Source organism: Pseudomonas sp. P39-UII1 (assembly GCF_039672635.1).
In the GTDB taxonomy this organism is placed as follows: Bacteria; Pseudomonadota; Gammaproteobacteria; order Pseudomonadales; family Pseudomonadaceae; genus Aquipseudomonas.
Genome location: NZ_JBDFPP010000018.1, coordinates 13,552 through 31,620, shown reverse-complemented (window position 1 = coordinate 31,620; position 18,069 = coordinate 13,552). Strand labels below are relative to the sequence as shown.

Annotated in this window: 16 protein-coding genes and 1 pseudogene; 4 read left to right on the top strand and 13 right to left on the bottom strand. The window is 63.8% G+C overall.

What is annotated here, in order from left to right; translation table 11 throughout:
- Positions 1 to 21: 21 nt before the first annotated feature.
- Positions 22 to 1,524, top strand: coding sequence for an exopolyphosphatase (ppx, locus tag ABEH27_RS20110; protein ID WP_346615240.1), 1,503 nt, complete (start codon positions 22 to 24; stop codon positions 1,522 to 1,524).
- Here the strand turns inward: ppx and ppk1 are convergent.
- A complete protein-coding gene (ppk1, locus tag ABEH27_RS20105; RefSeq protein WP_346615239.1) occupies positions 1,511 to 3,751 on the bottom strand; it encodes a polyphosphate kinase 1 in 2,241 nt (746 codons plus the stop codon). The two genes, ppx and ppk1, sit on opposite strands and share 14 nt — an antisense overlap.
- Positions 3,752 to 3,966: 215 nt before the next feature.
- On the opposite strand from ppk1, the gene ABEH27_RS20100 reads away from it, so the two are divergent.
- Complete coding sequence (locus ABEH27_RS20100; protein WP_346615238.1) at positions 3,967 to 4,611, top strand: DedA family protein; 645 nt, start codon at positions 3,967 to 3,969, stop codon at positions 4,609 to 4,611.
- A 501-nt stretch (positions 4,612 to 5,112) separates the two neighbouring features.
- On the opposite strand, the pseudogene ABEH27_RS20095 reads toward ABEH27_RS20100, so the two are convergent.
- Positions 5,113 to 5,739: pseudogene (locus tag ABEH27_RS20095) on the bottom strand (sterol desaturase family protein); the annotation flags it as partial.
- Between the two features lie 113 nt (positions 5,740 to 5,852).
- Between ABEH27_RS20095 and elbB the strand changes: the two are divergent.
- Positions 5,853 to 6,518, top strand: a complete 666-nt coding sequence (gene elbB / locus ABEH27_RS20090; protein WP_346615237.1) for an isoprenoid biosynthesis glyoxalase ElbB — start codon at positions 5,853 to 5,855, stop codon at positions 6,516 to 6,518.
- On the opposite strand, the gene ABEH27_RS20085 is transcribed toward elbB, so the two are convergent.
- From ABEH27_RS20085 to ABEH27_RS20040, 10 genes are all read right to left on the bottom strand, one after another.
- A complete protein-coding gene (locus tag ABEH27_RS20085) occupies positions 6,519 to 6,971 on the bottom strand; it encodes a YaiI/YqxD family protein (RefSeq protein WP_346615236.1) in 453 nt (150 codons plus the stop codon).
- Positions 6,972 to 7,105: 134 nt separating this feature from the next.
- Positions 7,106 to 9,046 carry an FTR1 family protein gene (locus tag ABEH27_RS20080; protein ID WP_346615235.1) on the bottom strand — a complete coding sequence of 647 codons (1,941 nt, stop codon included), beginning with the start codon at positions 9,044 to 9,046 and terminating at the stop codon, positions 7,106 to 7,108.
- A 200-nt stretch (positions 9,047 to 9,246) separates the two neighbouring features.
- A complete protein-coding gene (locus ABEH27_RS20075) occupies positions 9,247 to 9,462 on the bottom strand; it encodes a DUF3077 domain-containing protein (protein ID WP_346615297.1) in 216 nt (71 codons plus the stop codon).
- A gap of 32 nt (positions 9,463 to 9,494) precedes the next feature.
- Positions 9,495 to 9,758, bottom strand: a complete 264-nt coding sequence (locus tag ABEH27_RS20070; RefSeq protein ID WP_346615234.1) for a hypothetical protein — start codon at positions 9,756 to 9,758, stop codon at positions 9,495 to 9,497.
- Between the two features lie 509 nt (positions 9,759 to 10,267).
- Positions 10,268 to 11,686 (bottom strand): TolC family protein, encoded by a 1,419-nt coding sequence (locus tag ABEH27_RS20065; RefSeq protein WP_346615233.1) that lies wholly within the window; start codon positions 11,684 to 11,686, stop codon positions 10,268 to 10,270.
- Entirely contained in the window at positions 11,683 to 12,558 is an 876-nt protein-coding gene (locus tag ABEH27_RS20060) for an HlyD family secretion protein (protein WP_346615232.1), read from the bottom strand. The genes ABEH27_RS20065 and ABEH27_RS20060 overlap by 4 nt, the downstream gene beginning before the upstream one ends.
- Positions 12,555 to 12,767 carry a DUF1656 domain-containing protein gene (locus ABEH27_RS20055; RefSeq protein WP_274908143.1) on the bottom strand — a complete coding sequence of 71 codons (213 nt, stop codon included), beginning with the start codon at positions 12,765 to 12,767 and terminating at the stop codon, positions 12,555 to 12,557. Before ABEH27_RS20055 ends, ABEH27_RS20060 begins: the two co-directional genes overlap by 4 nt.
- The gene (locus ABEH27_RS20050) at positions 12,764 to 14,851 is read right to left on the bottom strand and encodes an FUSC family protein (RefSeq protein WP_346615231.1); all 2,088 of its coding nucleotides are present in this window, start codon (positions 14,849 to 14,851) and stop codon (positions 12,764 to 12,766) included. Before ABEH27_RS20050 ends, ABEH27_RS20055 begins: the two co-directional genes overlap by 4 nt.
- Positions 14,848 to 15,300: a MarR family transcriptional regulator gene (locus tag ABEH27_RS20045; protein ID WP_346615230.1), complete on the bottom strand. Its 453-nt coding sequence runs from the start codon at positions 15,298 to 15,300 to the stop codon at positions 14,848 to 14,850. The genes ABEH27_RS20050 and ABEH27_RS20045 overlap by 4 nt, the downstream gene beginning before the upstream one ends.
- 226 nt (positions 15,301 to 15,526) lie before the next feature.
- Positions 15,527 to 16,321 (bottom strand): tetratricopeptide repeat protein, encoded by a 795-nt coding sequence (locus tag ABEH27_RS20040; RefSeq protein ID WP_346615229.1) that lies wholly within the window; start codon positions 16,319 to 16,321, stop codon positions 15,527 to 15,529.
- A gap of 206 nt (positions 16,322 to 16,527) precedes the next feature.
- Here ABEH27_RS20040 and ABEH27_RS20035 point away from each other — a divergent pair, with 206 nt between their 5' ends.
- Positions 16,528 to 17,085 carry a WYL domain-containing protein gene (locus ABEH27_RS20035; protein WP_346615228.1) on the top strand — a complete coding sequence of 186 codons (558 nt, stop codon included), beginning with the start codon at positions 16,528 to 16,530 and terminating at the stop codon, positions 17,083 to 17,085.
- A gap of 117 nt (positions 17,086 to 17,202) precedes the next feature.
- On the opposite strand, the gene ABEH27_RS20030 is transcribed toward ABEH27_RS20035, so the two are convergent.
- Positions 17,203 to 18,066: an ABC transporter permease gene (locus tag ABEH27_RS20030; protein ID WP_346615227.1), complete on the bottom strand. Its 864-nt coding sequence runs from the start codon at positions 18,064 to 18,066 to the stop codon at positions 17,203 to 17,205.
- Positions 18,067 to 18,069 lie beyond the last annotated feature (3 nt).

Here is an 18,069-nt window from a genome sequence, read left to right as displayed (position 1 = left end):
ACGACCGAGAACCCTCAGATCATGCCGCATACCTCCGCGAAGAACCTGTCTCTGATCGCCGCCATCGACCTAGGCTCCAACAGTTTTCACATGGTCGTGGCCAAGGCTCACCACACCGAGATCCGCATTCTCGAGCGTCTCGGCGAAAAGGTTCAGCTGGCCGCCGGCATCGACGAAGCGCGCAAGCTCAGCGAAGAAGCCATGGAACGGGGCCTTGAATGCCTCAAGCGCTTTGCCCAGCTGATAAACGGCATGCCCGCTGGCGCCGTACGTATCGTTGGCACCAACGCCCTGCGCGAAGCGCGTAACCGCAACGAATTCATCCAGCGTGCCGAGGCCATTCTCGGGCACCCTGTCGAAGTGATTTCCGGCCGTGAAGAAGCGCGCCTGATCTACCTGGGCGTGTCCCACACCCTGGCCGACACCCCTGGCAAGCGCCTGGTGGCCGACATCGGCGGTGGCAGCACCGAGTTCATCATTGGCCAACGTTTCGAGCCGCTGCTGCGTGAAAGCCTGCAAATGGGCTGCGTAAGCTTCACCCAGCGCTATTTCCGCGACGGCAAGATCACCCCGGCCCGCTACGCCCAGGCTTACACCGCTGCGCGCCTGGAGCTGATGAGCATCGAGAATGCCCTGCACCGCCTGACCTGGGATGAAGCCATCGGCTCGTCCGGGACCATCCGTGCCATTGGCGCCGCGATCAAGGCCGGCGGCCTGGGCAGTGGCGAGGTCAACGCCGAAGGCCTGGCCTGGGTCAAGCGCAAGATGTTCAAGCTGGGTGAGGCCGACAAGATCGATTTCGACGGGGTCAAGCCCGACCGCCGCGCCATCTTCCCGGCTGGCATGGCGATTCTCGAAGCGATCTTCGATGCACTGGAACTGCAGCGCATGGACCACTGCGATGGCGCCCTGCGTGAAGGCGTGCTGTTCGACCTGCTGGGCCGCCACCATCACGAAGACGTGCGCGAACGCACCTTGAACTCGCTGATGGAGCGCTACCACGTTGACCAGGGCCAGGCTGCACGGGTCGAGCGCAAGGCACTGCATGCCTTTGACCAAGTGGCCAAGGCGTGGGACCTGGAGGATGGAAACTGGCGCGATCTACTGGGCTGGGCTGCTAAAATTCACGAAATCGGGCTGGATATCGCCCATTACCACTACCACAAGCACGGTGCCTACCTGATCGAGCACTCCGACCTGTCGGGCTTCTCCCGTGAAGATCAGCAGATGATGGCCCTGCTGGTGCGCGGCCACCGCCGCAACATTCCCAAGGACAAGTTCGCCGAGTTGGGCGATGAAGGCGTAAAGCTGCTGCGCCTGTGCGTGCTGCTGCGTTTCGCCATCCTGTTCCACCACATCCGCGGCACCCAGCAGATGCCGAAGGTGCAGCTCGAGGCTGCCGATAACAGCCTGAACGTGGTCTTCCCGAAGGGCTGGCTGGAAGAGAACCAACTGACCCAGGCCGACTTCGCCAACGAGGCGGAGTGGCTGGCCCGGGTCAATTTCGTCCTCAGCGTACGTTAAGAACCGGGTTGCTCAGGCGCTCCAGCAGGGTCGCCTGGGCACTGCGCGGGTTCTGGTTACCGGTCGGCGTGCTGCGCACGTAACGCCCGTCAGGCTGCAGCGTCCAGGCGTGGGTGTTGTCGGTCAGGTAGCCTTCCAGCTCCTTCTTCACCCGCAGCAGCAGCTTCTTGCCCTCCACCGGGAAGCAGGTCTCGACACGCTTGTCGAGGTTGCGCTCCATCCAGTCGGCGCTGGACAGGTAGATCTGCTCTTCGCCGCCATTGAGGAAGTAGAACACCCGGGTGTGCTCGAGGAAGCGACCAATGATCGACCGCACCTGGATGTTGTGCGACACCCCCGGAATGCCTGGGCGCAGGCAGCACATGCCACGCACCACCAGGTCGATCTTCACACCCGACTGGCTGGCCTTGTACAGCGCCTTGATGACCTTGGCATCGGTCAACGAGTTGAACTTGGCGATGATGTGCGCGGGTTTGCCCTCGAGGGCGAACTGCGTTTCCCGGGCAATCATGTCGAGCATGCCCTTCTTCAGGGTGAACGGCGCGTGCAGCAGCTTTTTCATGCGCAGCGTCTTGCCCATGCCGATCAGCTGGCTGAATAGTTTGCCGACGTCCTCGGTGAGCGCGTCGTCAGAAGTCAGCAGGCTGTAGTCGGTGTACAGGCGGGCGTTACCGGCATGGTAGTTACCGGTACCCAGGTGCGCATAGCGCACGATCTCGCCCTGCTCACGGCGCAGAATCAGCATCATCTTGGCGTGGGTCTTGAAGCCGACCACACCGTAGATCACCACCGCGCCCGCGGCCTGCAGGCGGCTGGCCATCTGCAGGTTGGACTCTTCGTCGAAACGCGCACGCAACTCGATCACCGCAGTGACTTCCTTGCCGTTACGCGCGGCATCGACCAAGGCGTCGACGATCTCCGAGTTGGCGCCGGAGCGGTACAGGGTCTGGCGTACGGCGAGCACGTGCGGGTCCTTGGCGGCCTGGCGCAGCAGGTCGACCACCGGGGTGAAGGACTCGAACGGGTGCATCAGCAGGATGTCCTGCTTGCTGATCACACTGAAGATGTTGTCGGCATTCACCAGCAGCTTGGGGATCGCCGGGGTGAACGGCGTGTACTGCAGCTCCGGGTGGCTGTCCAGGCTGGTGATGCTGAACAGGCGGGTCAGGTTGACCGGGCCGTTGACCTGATACAGCTCGCTCTCGCTCAGGCTGAACTGCTTGAGCAGGTAATCGGACAGGTGTTTCGGGCAGGTATCGGCCACCTCCAGGCGCACCGCATCGCCATAACGGCGCGAGAACAGCTCGCCGCGCAGGGCGCGGGCGAGGTCGTCGACCTCTTCCGAATCCAGCGCCAGGTCGGCGTTACGGGTCAGTCGGAACTGATAGCAACCCTTCACCTTCATGCCCTGGAACAGGTCGTCGGCGTGGGCGTGGATCATCGATGACAGGAACACGTAGTTGTCGCCAGCACCGCCGACCTCTTCAGGCACACGGATGACCCGCGGCAGCAGGCGCGGCGCCGGGATGATCGCCAGGCCCGAGTCGCGGCCAAAGGCATCGACACCTTCGAGTTCGACGATGAAGTTGAGGCTCTTGTTTACCAGCAACGGGAACGGGTGCGTCGGGTCGAGGCCGATCGGGGTGATGATCGGCGCGATCTCGTCGCGGAAGTAGCGGCGCACCCAGGTCTTGAGTTTGGGCGTCCAGTAACGGCGGCGGATGAAGCGGATGGCGTGCTTCTCGAGCTCCGGCAGCAACACATCGTTGAGGATCGCGTACTGACGCTCCACTTCGAAGTGCACCAGCTCGCTGATGCGCGCCAGCGCCTGATGCGGCTGCAGGCCGTCGGCACCTGCCTGCTCGCGGGCGAAGTTGATCTGCTTCTTCAGGCCCGCCACGCGGATCTCGAAGAACTCGTCGAGGTTGCTGGAGAAAATCAGCAGAAATTTCAGCCGCTCGAGCAGCGGGTAGGACTCATCCAGTGCCTGCTCCAGCACGCGAATGTTGAACTGCAACTGCGACAGTTCGCGATGAATGTACAGGCTGCTGTCGTCCAGGCTCGGGGTGGCGATGGCGGGCGTGGGCGCATGCACAGGGGCAGGCGCGACGGCGGCCTCGACTACAGGTTCCGGGAGCTCTGGCAGGTCTGGTGGGGTCTGCACCATTTCTTCAGGGACTGCCTCGGCATCCTTGATCACGACAGGTGTTAGCACTTCATTATTCATCTGGACGTTCCTGGAGGACGTTAACGCCCTATCATCAATTGAGCGGGACGATAAGCAGCCATTATGACGCCTGTGTTACAGACTGACGCAAGCCGCAGCTTGAGGGCAAAGCCATTGTCCTTGTAGGAATTGTTCACGTCGAGACACATTTGGACACTTTCACGAATGCCCGCGAAGGGGTAGGCTGCGCGTTCATTTCGCCAGCACCTCAGAAAATGCTTCAACAATTCCTGCAGGATTTCGGCTATTTTGCCCTTTTTCTAGGCACCTTCTTCGAAGGCGAGACCATCCTGGTGCTTGCAGGATTTCTTGCGTTCCGCGGGTACATGGACATCAGCCTGGTGGTGATCGTGGCGTTCTTCGGCAGCTATGCCGGCGACCAGCTGTGGTACTTCATGGGCCGCCGCCACGGGCGCAAGATTTTGGCACGCAAGCCGCGCTGGCAGGCCATGGGCGATCGCGCGCTGGAGCATATTCGCCGCCACCCCGATATCTGGGTGCTGAGCTTCCGCTTCGTCTACGGCCTGCGCACGGTCATGCCCGTGGCCATCGGCCTGTCTGGCTACCCACCACGCCGCTACTTGCTGCTCAATGGCATCGGCGCGGCCGTCTGGGCCTTGGCACTGGGCGCTGCTGCGTACCACTTCGGTGCCATTCTCGAAGGCATGCTGGGCAACGTGAAGAAGTACGAGCTATGGGTGCTCGGTGGCCTGCTGCTGCTGGGCGCCCTGCTCTGGCTGCGCAGGCGCTTTCGCACGTTGCGCGCGGAGCGCAAGGCGGCGGCAGAGAGCAAGGCCACAGAGGCTGAGCACGCTGTAAAACACGAGCAGGAACCAGGCCAGCGGCGTAACCGCCCATAAGCCCAAAGCGCCAGCCAGATACAGGGCCGGCGCATTCGACAGCAGGCGTGCCAGTTCCAGGCGCCCTGCCCACGGCCTGTCCTCCAGTGCCGCCCCCAGCGTGAACAGCCCAAACGCCATCACCGACCAGCCCAGCACCAAGGCCGCTGCCGGCACTCGCTCGGCGGCATCCATCAGGTAACTGCCCAGCGCCACATAAACGGCGAATTGCAGCAGCACATACACCTGCTGCGCCCGCCCCAGAGCAATCTCGAATTTGCGGAACAGGGCCAGGTTCTGCTGGGCCTGTGGATAACGCGCGGCCACATCGGCCGGGCGCCATCCGGTGGGCATGAACCAGATACGCAGCTTGTCCCAGAAGCGCTCGGCGCGCCGGGCGTCGTCCCAAAGCTGGGCGTAAAACTGCAGGTTGGCCCACAGCGGGTTCCAGCTGGCCAGCGGCGTGGTCACGCCAAACACCACGGGTTCGGCCGGGTCTTCTTCCTTGAAGGTGCCGAACAGGCGGTCCCAGAAAATGAACACACCGCCGTAGTTACGATCCAAGTAAACAGGATTTTGCGCATGGTGGACGCGATGGTTGGACGGCGTGATCAGCACCCATTCGAGCCAGCCCAACTTGGGAACGTGCCGGGTATGCACCCAGAACTGGTACAACAGGTTCAGCGATGCCACGGTGATGAACACCAGTGGCGGCACGCCGATCAGCGCCAGCGGCAGGTAGAAGACCCACGAAAAGATGAAGCCGCTGCTGGTCTGGCGCAGTGCTGTGGTGAGGTTGTATTCCTCGCTCTGGTGGTGCACCGAATGGGCTGCCCACAACACGTTGCGCTCGTGGCCCAGGCGGTGCAGCCAGTAGTAGCAGAAGTCGTACAGCACGAAGGCCAGCAGCCAGACCCACCAGGCACCCTGTGGCAAACGCAGCAGCGCCAGGTGCTCCCAGGCCAGCGCATAGGTCAGCAGCCCTACCCCTTTGGTCAGCAACCCGGTGCTGGTGGACAGCACGCCGGTGCTCAGGCTGTTGATCGAGTCGGCCAGGGTGAAATTGCGCTGGCCGCGGACACGGTCGGCAACCAGCTCAACCGCAATCAACACGAAGAAGAACGGCACGGCCAGCAATATCAGGTCCATGGACAGCAGCCTCGAAGGGTGTCCACAGAGATTAGGATGCACCCATGGGAATCCCTATGGCCACATCTGCCAAACTAGAGGACATTTAGCGCCTCGACACGGGAGTAATGAGCATGACGAAAAAAGTAGCGGTGATTCTTTCCGGCTGTGGCGTCTACGACGGCGCCGAAATCCATGAAAGCGTGATCACCCTGCTGCGCCTCGACCAGCGCGGCGCACAGGTGCAGTGCTTTGCGCCGAACATCGCGCAGATGCACGTGATCAACCACCTGACCGGTGAGGAGATGCCCGAGTCGCGCAACGTGCTGGTGGAATCCGCGCGCATTGCCCGGGGCGAGGTGAAAGATATCCGTGAAGCCAACGTTGAAGACTTCGACGCGCTGATCGTGCCGGGCGGTTTCGGCGCAGCGAAGAACCTGTCCAATTTTGCCGTGGAAGGCACCGAGTGCACGGTGCAGCCGGAGCTCCTGGCTTTGGCCGAGGCCTTTGCCGAAGCCTGCAAGCCAGTTGGGCTGATCTGCATCTCGCCGGCACTGGCGGCGAAGATCTACGGCCCAGGCGTGGTCTGCACCATCGGTAAGGACGCAGATACCGCTGCGGCAGTGGTCAAGATGGGCGGTACGCATGAAGAATGCGATGTGCATGACATCGTCGAAGACACCCAGCGCAAGCTGGTGACCACCCCTGCGTACATGGTCGCTACGTCGATCAGCGAGGCGGCTGGCGGGATCTACAAGCTGGTGGATCGCGTGCTGGAGCTGACCCACGAGGGTGACTGATCAGCCCTTGATCAGGCGCGTGAGGATACGGTCCAGCGCATTGGCGAACGCCTGCTTCTCGCGTTCGCCATAAGGCGCCTGCCCGCCCCCGACTTGGCCCTGCTCACGCAGTTCGGTGAACAGGTTGCGCACTGCCAGCCGATCACCCATGTTGCGCTCGTCGAACTCACGGCCGCGCGGGTCTAACGCCGCGACACCCTTCTTGATCAGGCGGTCGGCCAATGGCACATCGCTGCAGATCACCAGCTCCCCGGGTGCGGCGTGTTCGACCAGGTAATCATCAGCGGCGTCCATGCCGCTCGGCACGACGATCAGCCGCACCACGGCGAACGCTGGCTTGGCCACGGCCTGGCCGGCCACCATGATGACCTCGAGCTTGCGCTTGAGGGCGAATTTGACGATCAGGTCCTTGGCTGCCTTGGGGCAGGCGTCGGCGTCGATCCATATGCGCATGTAGCAATTCTCTCTTCAGAGCTGTACCGGCCTCTTCGCGGGCAAGCCCGCTCCTACAGGTTCGCGCCGCCTCAAAGCTTGCGCTGTACCTGTAGGAGCGGGCTTGCCCGCGAAGAGGCCAGCAGCATCAATACCTAAACCGCAGCCCGGCGCTTCTCGGCCAGGCGACTGCGCCCATAAAGCACCACAATCGCCAGCAACGCCAGCGCCTGTGCCGCCAGCGAGTACGCATCGGCATGAACCCCCAGCCAATCGAACTCGAAGAACGCCACCGGCCGCGTACCCAGCACGCCTGCCTCTTGCAACGCCTTCACGCCGTGCCCGGCAAACACCACCGACAGCGCACACAGCAGCCCGGCGTTGATGCTGAAGAACAGCGACAGCGGCAGTTTGGCCGAACCGCGCAGGATCACCCAGGCCAGGCCAACCAGCAGCACCAGCGCCGTTGCGCCACCGGCCAGTACAGCTTGGTGCCCTGCAGGCCCAGCCTGCAGCCACAGGGTTTCGTAAAACAGGATCACTTCGAACAGCTCGCGGTACACCGAGAAAAACGCCAGCACGGCAAAGCCGAAACGCCCGCCGCCGCTGACCAGGCTGCTCTTGATGTAGTCCTGCCAAGCCGCGGCATGGCGGCGGTCGTGCATCCACACGCCAAGCCACAGCACCATCACCGCCGCGAACAGCGCGGTGCACCCTTCGAGCAGTTCACGCTGGGCGCCGCCGACGTTGATCACATAAGCTGCCAAGGCCCAGGTTGCAAAACCGGCGATCAGCGCCAGGCCCCAGCCGATATTGACGCTGCGCACTGCCGACTGCTGGCCAGTGTTGCGCAGGAAGGCCAGGATCGCAGCCAGCACCAGAATGGCTTCAAGGCCCTCACGCAGCAGAATCAGCAGGCCGGAAATGTAGCTCAGCGACCAACTCAGGCCATCACTGCCCAGCAACCTGGACGCTTGATCGAGCTTGGCCTTGGCCTCAGCCAGCCGCTGTTCTGCCTGGGCCACCGGCAGGCCGTCCTGCAGCGCCTGCCGGTAGGCCATCAGGGTTTTTTCGGTGTCCTTTCGCGCCTGGGTGTCGATGTTGTCCAGCGAGCTTTCCACCAGTTCGAAGCCCTCCAGGTAGGCCGCTACCGACAGGTCGTAGGCCTGATCGTGATCGCCTGCGCGGTAGGCTGCCAGGCTCTTGTCCAGGGTACTGGCGGTATATTCGAGCAACTGCGCCGGGCCACGCTTGACCTGCGGCGGCTGGGCACGCTGGGCGCGGAAAGCTTCCACGAACGCGGCGCCTTCGTTAGCGGCCACTTCCGCCGGGGTCTGGCGGGCCAGGTCGGCCAGGTTCCAGGTCTTGTCACCCTTGGCAGCCTGCGGGTCGGCGGTGAAGCTGGCGATATAGGCGGCGACGTCCCAGCGCTGGCGGTCATCGAGTTGGTCGGCGAAGGACGGCATTTCGGTGCCGTCGATGCCAAGCGCCAGGGTGTTGTAGAGGTCGAACAGGCTCAACTGGTCTAGGCGTGCGACATCACGCAAGTTCGCCGGTGCCGGCTCCAGGCCGACGCCAGCCGGGCCGTCGCCTGCGCCAGTGTCACCGTGGCAGATCGAGCAGTTCTGTGCGTACAGCGACGCGCCCCGGGCCGGATCAGGTGTAATCACCGGCGCCTGGCTGACCTCGTAGGCCACCGCCAGGCGAGCCCCTAGCTGACGGGCCTGCTTGGCGACTGCTGTGCCCTCCTGACGTTGCTCGATGGCCTGGCGCAGGGCTTGCACCCCTTGCTCCAGTGCAGCTTGCTCGGCATTTTCCGGCAGGCCTTTGACCAAGTCGGCCAGTACGGCGCTGAATTCCTGTTGCTCGCGGTACTCCCCGCTATCGATCACTTTGCCCTCGCGCACGGTCGGCGGGTAGTCGGCGCCGATGTAGTCCAGCAGGTGCAAGGCCTTGGTGGCCTCGGCGGGGGCTTCGGCGTGGGCCAAGCTGCTGCACAGCGCCAGCACCGGGCCTAGCAGTAATGCTGGAAGCCAGGCGAGCAGACGGGAACGGGTTTTCATGGCCAGTCTCGAAGGGAATGCGAAAGAGAACATTGTTCACTTCCACTCTTCTTACCTCAAGGTTTGTGGGCGGATTTCATGAAAAATCTTGCTACAAAACAGCTTGGGTCTGCTTCGCAGCCCATCGCCGGCAAGCCGGCTCCCACACGTACAGCGCACCACTTGAGCTCGCCGCTGTAACTGCGGACGCCGGTTGCCGGCCATAGGGCCTCGGAGCGGCCCCATAGACAAGCTCACTGAAGAGCCTTGCTCATCCCCCGCTCCAGATCATCAATCAATGCCTTGGCCATCTCACTGAGAATCCGCGCTGCACTGCCAGCGACACGATCGTTTTCCATCTCAGCTTCGGTGGTGAGGTGACGGATGCAGCCGAGTAGCACCGAGAGTTGCGAGAAAGCATGGTCGAACGGCACATCAGGTTTCAGGCTGAACAGGTCGAAGGTTTCAATGCCTGCCGTCGAGGCATCGCTTGGGCGCTTGCTCACGGTCTGGCTCCTTGAGCACCTACATGCTCGTTCAACGCATTGATCATCCGGCATAGCAGGCGGATGTTCATGCCCATGGCGTCCCGCTGCGGCCCTTGCGGGCTGTCGAGCAGGACGCTGGTGGTCTGCTGCACGGCCTGGGTCAGTGCATGGATTAGCGCACTGCACTCTCTGGCGGTGGGTGGGTCCGGGAGCGAGATGGTGGGTGGATCGAGCAGAAGCAGAACGGATGGGGGCGGATCGGGAACGAGTTTTTTCATGGCCGAACTCCTGTACATGGAAGAATTCTGCCCTCCGCCTTGTCTCACGAATTTGGGTGGCAGTCGTTACACGGGGTGAGACCCGGGGTACAGGAGACCCGGCCAGACCAAAGTCTGCCCGTGCACGACCGCCATAAGCGATGCATCCTGTACCAGCCGGGTGTCTCACGCCCGATCGCCTTGCAAGGCGACCTGAGGACGTTATTCCCGGAGCACATTCCAGCCAAGTCAGCGCCGTCCGACAGCGATCGTAGGATAATTCCATAGGGATTCAGAACCGAAGCATTTGGTTTCAGGTTCGGAAATGTCTTACAGCTCTAGAACTTAAGCGAGGGCTCTGCCCTCGATCGCCGGCAAGCCAGCTCCCACCGGTTCGGCGCAGGGCTCAGGCTTGTTGCGATACCTGGACTGCCCCAATGAGTGGGCTGCCCCCAAAAGTTGGCCAGTTCCAAGCTGCAGCCTGAGAGCACCGCTGAACCTGTGGGAGCCGGCTTGCCGGCGATTGGGCCTCAAGGGTTGGCGGTATCTTTCCAGCCACCACCCAGCGCCAGGAACACCCCAATCTGCCCCATCGCCACCTGGCTGTTGGCCGCCGCCAACTGCGCGCGCATGTCGGTGTAAGTGCGGGTCGCCTGCAGGTCTGCCAGGAACGACTCACGCCCTGCCTGGTAATAGCGATGCGTTTGATCCGCCGCTTCCTTGGCCGATTTTTCCGCCTCGGCCAGCGCGTCGCGTCGGTCCAGCAAAGCGCTGTATTGCGCAAGTCGCGTCTGGGTTTCGCGAATGGCGTTCAGCACCACCCCATCAAAATGCGCCAGCGCGGCCTGGGTAGAAGCCTCGGCCATACGGATGCGCGCACGGGTGCCGTTGGTGGGGATGCTCCAGCTGATCTGCGGGCCAAAGCCCCAGCGGTTGGTCGAAGGCTCGCCGAGGTTTTCGAGGATACCGATGGTGCCCACCTGGGCGCCGATGCTGATGTCCGGGTACAGCGCACCCGTGGCCACACCGATGGTTGCTGTAGACGCCGCTAACTGGCGCTCGGCCTGGCGCACGTCGGGGCGGCGCTTGAGCAATGCTGCGCCGTCACCGACCGGAACCAACTGGTTCAGGTGCGGAAGCTCGGCGCAATCGGCGGTGCCGGCAGGCAGTTTGTCCACCGGCTTGGCCAGCAGCGCGGCCAGGGTGTACAGGCCTGTTTCGCGCTCGGCCTTGAAACGCGGCAACTCGGCGCGCAACGATTTGAATTGGGTCTGCGAGCGGGTGACCTGGGTCTCATCGCCCCGGCCAGCATCGCGCAGGCGCTGGTTGAGCTGCACGCTCTGCTGCTGCAGGTCGAGCGACTCGCGTGCGATGTGGAATTCTTCATTGGCCGAGCACACCTGGGTGTAGGCCTTGACCACATCGGCCACCAGGGTGATGCGCGCGGTGTCGGCAGCCGCCTGCACGGCATCGGCATTGGCCTTGGCGGCCTCGGTACCGCGCTTGAAAGTACCCCACAGGTCGAATTGGTACGACGCACTGATGATTGCCTCGCCGATGTTGGCCACAGGTACCTTCTCCGGCTGCAGGAAGGCTTCACCCGACTCTTGCAGGCGTTGCGCCCCGGCTTTGATACCACCGTTGAAGCCGCCCTGCGACTCGGCCACTTCGACCTGCGCACGGGCCTTGGCGATGTTCGCCGCGGCCACGCGCAGTTCGGTGTTGGCGCTCAGCGCCTGGCGCACCAGTTCGTTCAAGCGCTGATCCTGATACAGCTGCCACCAGTCCTCGGGCACCGGCGCCGACACCACGCTATCGGCATCCTGGCGTAGCGAGCCATTGAGGTCGCTGCGCTGCACCGCGGCGTCCTTTGGCACTTCGTAGTCCGGGCCGACCATCATGCAGGCACCCAAAGACAGGCAGAAGCCAGCCAGGATCAGCTGTTTCATGGCTGCTGACCCTCGATGATCGACACCGTGGCGGTACGCCCGGCAATCATGCGGAAGTCTTGCGGTACTTCATCGAAGGCGATGCGCACCGGGATGCGCTGGGCCAGGCGTACCCAGCTGAACGCCGGGTTGACGTTGGGCAGCAGGTTGGCACCGCTGCTGCGGTCGCGGTCTTCGATACCGGCGGCAAAGCTTTGCACATGGCCACGCAGGCGGGTGTTGTCGCCCATCACGCGGATGTCCACGGCATCGCCGATGTGGATGCCGCCCAGCTTGGTCTCTTCGAAGTAACCATCGACGTGGTACGAAGCGCTGTCCACCACCGACAGCACGGGGCGGCCGGCGGTAACGAATTCGTGGTTACGCGGGGCGCGGTCGTTGAGGTAGCCGTCTACCGGGCTGCGCACCACCGAGCGGTCAAGGTTGAGCTGGGCGCTGTCGACGGCCACCTGGGCCTCGCTGACCGCCGAACGGGCGCGCGCCTCGCGGGACTGGCTTTCTTCCAGCTGCTCGGCCGCCACCAGGTTGCCCAGCTTGCGGTTGCGCTGTGCTTCGCGCGAAGCCTGGGCCAGGGTTTCCTGGCGCTCGCCGAGGGTCGCCTTGGCCTGGCGCAGCGCCAGGGTGAAGCGGTCCTGGTCGATGGTGAACAGCACATCGCCGCGTTTGATGGTCTGGTTGTCGCGCACCTCGACCTTCTGGATCAACCCGGACACATCCGGGGCGATCTGTATCACGTCGGCGCGGATATGGCCGTCGCGGGTCCAGGGGGCGAACATGTAGTACACCACCATCTGCCACACGAGCACGGCGGCGAAGGTCACTACCAGCAAGGTCAGGACCACACGGCCCAAGGTCAGCAAAGGTTTTTTCATGGCAGCATCAGGCTTCGGCAAAAGTGGTCCACCGCGCCAAGCAGCACGGCATACAAAGCAACATTGAACAGCGCCCGGTGCCAGACCAGGCGATAGAAATGCACACGCACCAACACGGCGTGCACCCCAAGGAACAGCAGGTAGGTGCCAAACATCATCACCAGCAGCGTGGGCAGGAACACCCCGCTGATATCCAGTTCACCGATCACAGGGGCGCTCCGTCCAGGCCGGGGGGCAGTTGCGGTTGTTCGGCTGGCTCGAGCATCACCTCGACACCCGGCAGCAGCGCCAGGCGCAGGCCGCTCAGGGCATGCAGCAGGTGGGTGCGGGCATCGCCGCGTTCGTACAGTTCGTCGAGGTTCAGCGCCAGGCGTGCGCGCTCCATGTTGCGCAGCAGCGCCGCAGGGGCATGCAGGCGTTCGCCGGCGCGCAGGCAGGCCGCGTAATGGCCGCCGACTTCATCGATCACTGTTTGCAGGCGCTCGCGGGCCTGGCTGCCAGCACGCGGCAGGTAGGCCAGCAGGTCGAGCAGGTTCAGGCCCACGCGCAGGTCGCGCAAGGCCACGCCGCTGTCCTGGCCGGTTTGCGACAGCCGCGGCAAGTGCTGCATCAGGCGGTCGAGCATCTGCACGCCGACCTGGCGATGTTCGGCCAGGGTGGCCGGCTCGGTCATCTCGACGATGTCGCGCCAGGCGAAGCGGGTCATGCGCTTGGCTGCCAGCTCCACACCGAACGGGCGCATTACCAGGGTCCAGATGAAGGCAAACAGCAAACCCACCGGGCCCGCGAGGTTGGCATTCAGGAAGCTGAAAAAGTCGGCGTCGTAGGCGCCCTGGATGCTGATGAAGGTCGAGGTGTTGACGATGGTCAGCAAGGTGCCCAGGTAAAAACGCGGCTGCACGGTAAGGGTGCCGACGCAGATGAACGGCACAGCGAACGCCAGCACCAGCATCGGGAAGTCGTGAAGGTTGGGCAGCACCAGGAACAGGTACAGGCTGGAGAAGATCACCGACATCAACGTCCAGAAGAAGAACCGGTAGATCTGCGGCGCCGGGTCGTCCATGGCCGCGAAGAAGCTGCACGATACCGCGGCAAGGATCACGGCGCTGGCGCCGTCGTTCCAGCCCAGGCCGATCCACAGGCCGCAGGCGACGATGATCGCCAGCACCGTGGACAACACCGAGTACAGCATCAACCCTCGGTCGAAGAACGGCGTCAGGCGGCCCAGTCGCCAGTGCCGGTACACCGCGCGCCACGGCTTGGGGTCATCCGCGCGCAAGGCATGCTGCAGGGTGCAGCAATCCTGCCAGAGGTCGGCCCATTCGCTCAGGCGGTAAAGCGCATTGGACAGCAGCAGTTCGGCGCGCTGGTCAAGGGCGGCGGCACCGGGCTGCAGGCGGTCGATCTGCTCGTGCAGGGCGGCCCAGCGTGCTACCGAGGCGCTTTCAGCAGTGCCCTTGAGCCACTCTCGGGCCGCCGCCAGCACCGGCTGCAACTGGTTGAATTGTGCAGGCGCGCGGCCTTCGAGCGCCACCAGGGCGTCATCCAGGGCGTCGATCACCGGCAACAGGTGGATCATCCGCCCACGCAGTTCGCGAGCGTTCTTCAGGGTATGCGGGCCTGCGCCCTCATGGCCGAGCTGGCCAATCATCAATTCGAGCGAGTTGAAGGTGGCAACCATGGCGCCACGCATGCCTCCTACTTTATCGGCCGCAATATCGCGGGCCAGGTAGGTATCGCTGTAGCGGATCGCCTCGGTAAACCAGCTGCCGGTGGCGCCGACCACCACAGGCGCGAGGCGGCGTGGCCAGAAAATCGCGCCGACCACCGCTGCGCAGACAATCCCTAAACAGATTTCCTGAGCCCGGGAAGAGGCCACATCGAACACCGCCAAGGGGTTGTCGACCACAGCCAGGGCGATCATCGGCAGCGTGTAGCCGGCCAGCATCAGCACGTAGTTGTTGGCCGTACGCAGGTTCAGCGACAGGTACAGCAAGGTGCCGGTCCACAAGGCGATGGCCACCGTCAGCAACAACGGCGACTGCACCAGCGGCGGCACCAGGAAGATGGCACCGCCGGCACCGAGCAGCGTGCCCACGGCTCGATACAGGGCCTTGGAGCTGGTTGGCCCGACGAAGGGGCTGGAGACGATGTAGACGGTCGCCATCGCCCAGTAAGGGCGCGGCAGCTGCATCAGCAGGGCGATGTACAGGGCGATCATCGACGCGGCAAAGGTGCGCACGCCATAGAACCAGTCGCGGGCAGGCGGTACCGAGCTGAAGAAACCGTTCATGCCACCCCGCCAGCGGTGCCCAGGCCGGCGGCCTCGAAGGCACGCAGCACCCGCAAGGCGGCTTGCAGGTCGGCCTCGTCGATGCCCTGCAGCACGTCGTGGCGCACGCGCACCAGTTCGGCTTCGATGGCTTCGGCCAGGGCGCGGCCTTCGGCGGTCAGGCTCAGGGCCTTGGCGCGGCGGTCCAGTGGGTCTTCGCTGCGGCACACCAGCCCGGCCTTGCACAACTGGTCGAGCAGGCGCACCAGCGAGGGGCTTTCCAGGCCTGCAGCCTGGGCCACGGCAACCTGGTGCACGCCATCGCCCAGGCGCACGATCATCAGCAAGGGTGCGGCGCACGCCTCGGAGATACCGTAGCTGGTCAAAGCGCTATGGCAGATACGCCGCCAGTGGCGGGCAGCAACGACCATGCCGGTGCTGACTTGCAGGCGCAAGGAATCAAGCGTCATCTAAGAGAACCAAGGATATTCATAGTTTGCTAACTATCAATATACGCCTCGCCCTCCCCCTGTCGTCAACCCGAGGCGACGGAGAGCGTGGATGAATTGTTGTTCATCTTGATGGGAGTGAGGCTGTCTGCACCGGCCCTATCGCCGGCAAGCCGGCTCCCACAGGGTAAGGCGTAACTGTGTGAGCCGGCTTGCCGGCGATAGGGGTGGCTCAGGCACAGCCAGTTCAGGGCTGGACCTGGTCTTCGAGCTTCATTGCCAACGCCAGGGTGCTGCCCATCTGCACCGCGCGGTCGCGCCAGTCCAGGTAGCGTGCGCCATCACGCCTGCTGAAATGCACCGCCAGTTCCTCGGCTGCCTGCATCACCCCGGTCGCTGCCGCGAGTTCCAGCCAGTAGAGCGCCGCCTTGGTGTCCGCCTCCACATGCAGGCCATGCAACAGCCGGTAACCCACCTCGAACCGGCACCGCGCCTCGCCCCGTTCGGCGCCACGACGAAACCACTGGTACGCCTGAATCAGGTCTACCTGCCAGCCCAGTTCGGCATCGCAGACTTCTTCCTCGAACAGATCACCGAGCGCAGCAGCGGCGTGCAGCATGCCGCGGTCAAAGGCCTGCCGGTAACATTCCGCAGCCTGCACGTAGGAGGTATCGATACCCTTGCCGAAGTAATGCTGCTGCCCCAGGTTGAACCAGGCAGCGGCATTGCCCTGCAAAGCGGCCATGCGCAGCAGATGCCCGGCGAGCACGGTGTCGGCGCGCCAGTACTTGCCATTGAGCCAGATCCAGCCGAGGTCGTTGAGCGCTGCCACATTGCCGGCCAGCGCCTGCTGCCGCAGGTCGACGTACACCGCCTGCAGGTCCGGTGCTTCGTCCAGGCGGCTGACCAGCAGCGACCGCTGGCTCGGCAGGCCCACCCCGGCGAACAGCCGCTGGCGCCTCCCGGCTGGCGTCGGCGCGGCGATGACCTGCTCTGGCAGAAGACGGGCGAGCAGCGAGTGGATATTGCTGACAGCAGACATGTTCATCCTCATTGAACGGCCCACAGCCCCGACCGCGGCTGTGATGAGGCGTGATTCTGCGCGACGTCACGTCAAAACCTGTCGCGAACGATTCGGCGCAAGGCAACCAAATGGCGGAACCTTGATCTGAGGGGGTCGTGGCTAATTGCCATGACCTGCTCATGCCGCCATCCTGATGCGGCAAGCCTAGACAAGGACGTTACCTTTTGCCGTTCGCCACCACCCGCGCCACCCTCAGCCGCCAGTGGGCACTACTGCGCCAGCTACCTAGCCGCTCGCCAGGCATTACCAGTGCCGAGCTGGTGTGGCGGCTGCGTGATGTGGGCTTCAATGTCAGCAAACGCACGGTGGAACGCGACCTCAACGAGTTGTCGCTGATATTTCCGCTGGAGCGCAATGACAAGAGCATCCCGTTTGGCTGGCATTGGTCGGCGAATGGTGCGGGGGATTTGCGGGGGAATTTCGATCTGCTGGGGTATTTGCGCGGTGACACGCTACAGCCGGCGCAAGGTGATGGGCTGGAGCTGCAGGCCTGGGTCAGTGACCCAGTGGCGAAGCAGTTGCGCGATACACCCTTGAGCGTGGACATGCAGCTGACCGCGCTGGAGCACGGCCATCGGCTGCGGGCCACGGTCGAGGATGGTTGGGGGTTGCGGTTGTGGGTGTTGAGCCAGGGGGATGGGGTGAAGGTGGAGCAGCCGGTTGGCCTGCGGGATGAAATCGCCAAGACCCTGAGCAGTGCGGCTGCCCAGTACCAGAATTAGTTGCCTGTTCCGGCCCTATCGCCGGCAAGCCGGCTCCCACAGATACCGCGCAGGGCTTGAAGCCGATACGGTTGAGGTGGGGGCCGGCTTGCCGGCGATGAGGCCATCACTGCGGATTTACCGCTGCATGCCCCAACGCCGTACCGTCAACCGCTCCAGGGTATTGAACACCAACCCCTCGACCAGCAGCCCGATCAGGATCACCACCGCCAACCCGGCAAATACCTTGTCGGTATACAGCTCGTTGCGGTTCTGGAAGATGTACCAGCCCAGCCCGCCCTTGCCGCTGCTGGCGCCGAACACCAGCTCGGCAGCGATCAGCGTGCGCCAGGCAAACGCCCAGCCGATCTTCAACCCCGACAGGATCGACGGCAGGGCCGCCGGCACCAGCACGTGCAGCACCAGGCGCAGGCCACGCAGGCCATAGTTGCGCCCGGCCATGCGCAGGGTTTCGGACACGCCCTGGAACCCTTGGTAGGTATTCAGCGCCAGCGCCCACAGCACCGAATGCACCAGCACGAAGATCAGGCTGTTGTCGCCCAGCCCGAACCACAGCAGCGCCAGCGGCAACAAGGCGATGGCCGGCAACGGGTTGAACATCGAGGTGAGGGTGCCGAGCAGGTCGCGGCCAAATTGGGTCGAGACGGCCAGGCTGGTCAGCCCGAACGCCAGCACGATGCCCAGCACATAGCCCTTGAGCAGCACCACCAGCGAAACCCCGACCTTGGCCGGCAGCTCGCCCGTGATCATGCCGTCCCAGAACGCCACGGCGGTTTGCAGGAAGCTTGGCAGCAGCAGGTCGTTGTCAGTAACCCGCGCGGCCACCTCCCAGAGGATCGCCAGCAGCACCAGAATCAGCGCCTTGCGCAGCCAGCCTTGTTGCCACAGCCGCTGTGCCAGCGGCAGTTCGCGCTCCAGCGGCACCCCGGGCAGGGGCTGCAGCTGCACTTCGTATTCCTGGCGCGCAGGTGTCGTCGTCATGCT

Bases quoted from the DNA above. Each gene is read 5' to 3' on its own strand.
- ABEH27_RS20100 (WP_346615238.1), top strand. From the start codon at position 3,967: ATGCTTCAACAATTCCTGCAGGATTTCGGCTATTTTGCCCTTTTTCTA.
- ABEH27_RS20045 (WP_346615230.1), bottom strand. From the start codon at position 15,300: ATGACGCTTGATTCCTTGCGCCTGCAAGTCAGCACCGGCATGGTCGTT.
- ABEH27_RS20040 (WP_346615229.1), bottom strand. From the start codon at position 16,321: ATGTCTGCTGTCAGCAATATCCACTCGCTGCTCGCCCGTCTTCTGCCA.
- ppk1 (WP_346615239.1), bottom strand. From the start codon at position 3,751: ATGAATAATGAAGTGCTAACACCTGTCGTGATCAAGGATGCCGAGGCA.
- ABEH27_RS20070 (WP_346615234.1), bottom strand. From the start codon at position 9,758: ATGAAAAAACTCGTTCCCGATCCGCCCCCATCCGTTCTGCTTCTGCTC.
- ABEH27_RS20050 (WP_346615231.1), bottom strand. From the start codon at position 14,851: ATGAACGGTTTCTTCAGCTCGGTACCGCCTGCCCGCGACTGGTTCTAT.
- ppx (WP_346615240.1), top strand. From the start codon at position 22: ATGCCGCATACCTCCGCGAAGAACCTGTCTCTGATCGCCGCCATCGAC.
- ABEH27_RS20085 (WP_346615236.1), bottom strand. From the start codon at position 6,971: ATGCGCATATGGATCGACGCCGACGCCTGCCCCAAGGCAGCCAAGGAC.
- ABEH27_RS20065 (WP_346615233.1), bottom strand. From the start codon at position 11,686: ATGAAACAGCTGATCCTGGCTGGCTTCTGCCTGTCTTTGGGTGCCTGC.
- ABEH27_RS20080 (WP_346615235.1), bottom strand. From the start codon at position 9,046: ATGTTCTCTTTCGCATTCCCTTCGAGACTGGCCATGAAAACCCGTTCC.
- ABEH27_RS20060 (WP_346615232.1), bottom strand. From the start codon at position 12,558: ATGAAAAAACCTTTGCTGACCTTGGGCCGTGTGGTCCTGACCTTGCTG.
- ABEH27_RS20030 (WP_346615227.1), bottom strand. From the start codon at position 18,066: ATGACGACGACACCTGCGCGCCAGGAATACGAAGTGCAGCTGCAGCCC.
- elbB (WP_346615237.1), top strand. From the start codon at position 5,853: ATGACGAAAAAAGTAGCGGTGATTCTTTCCGGCTGTGGCGTCTACGAC.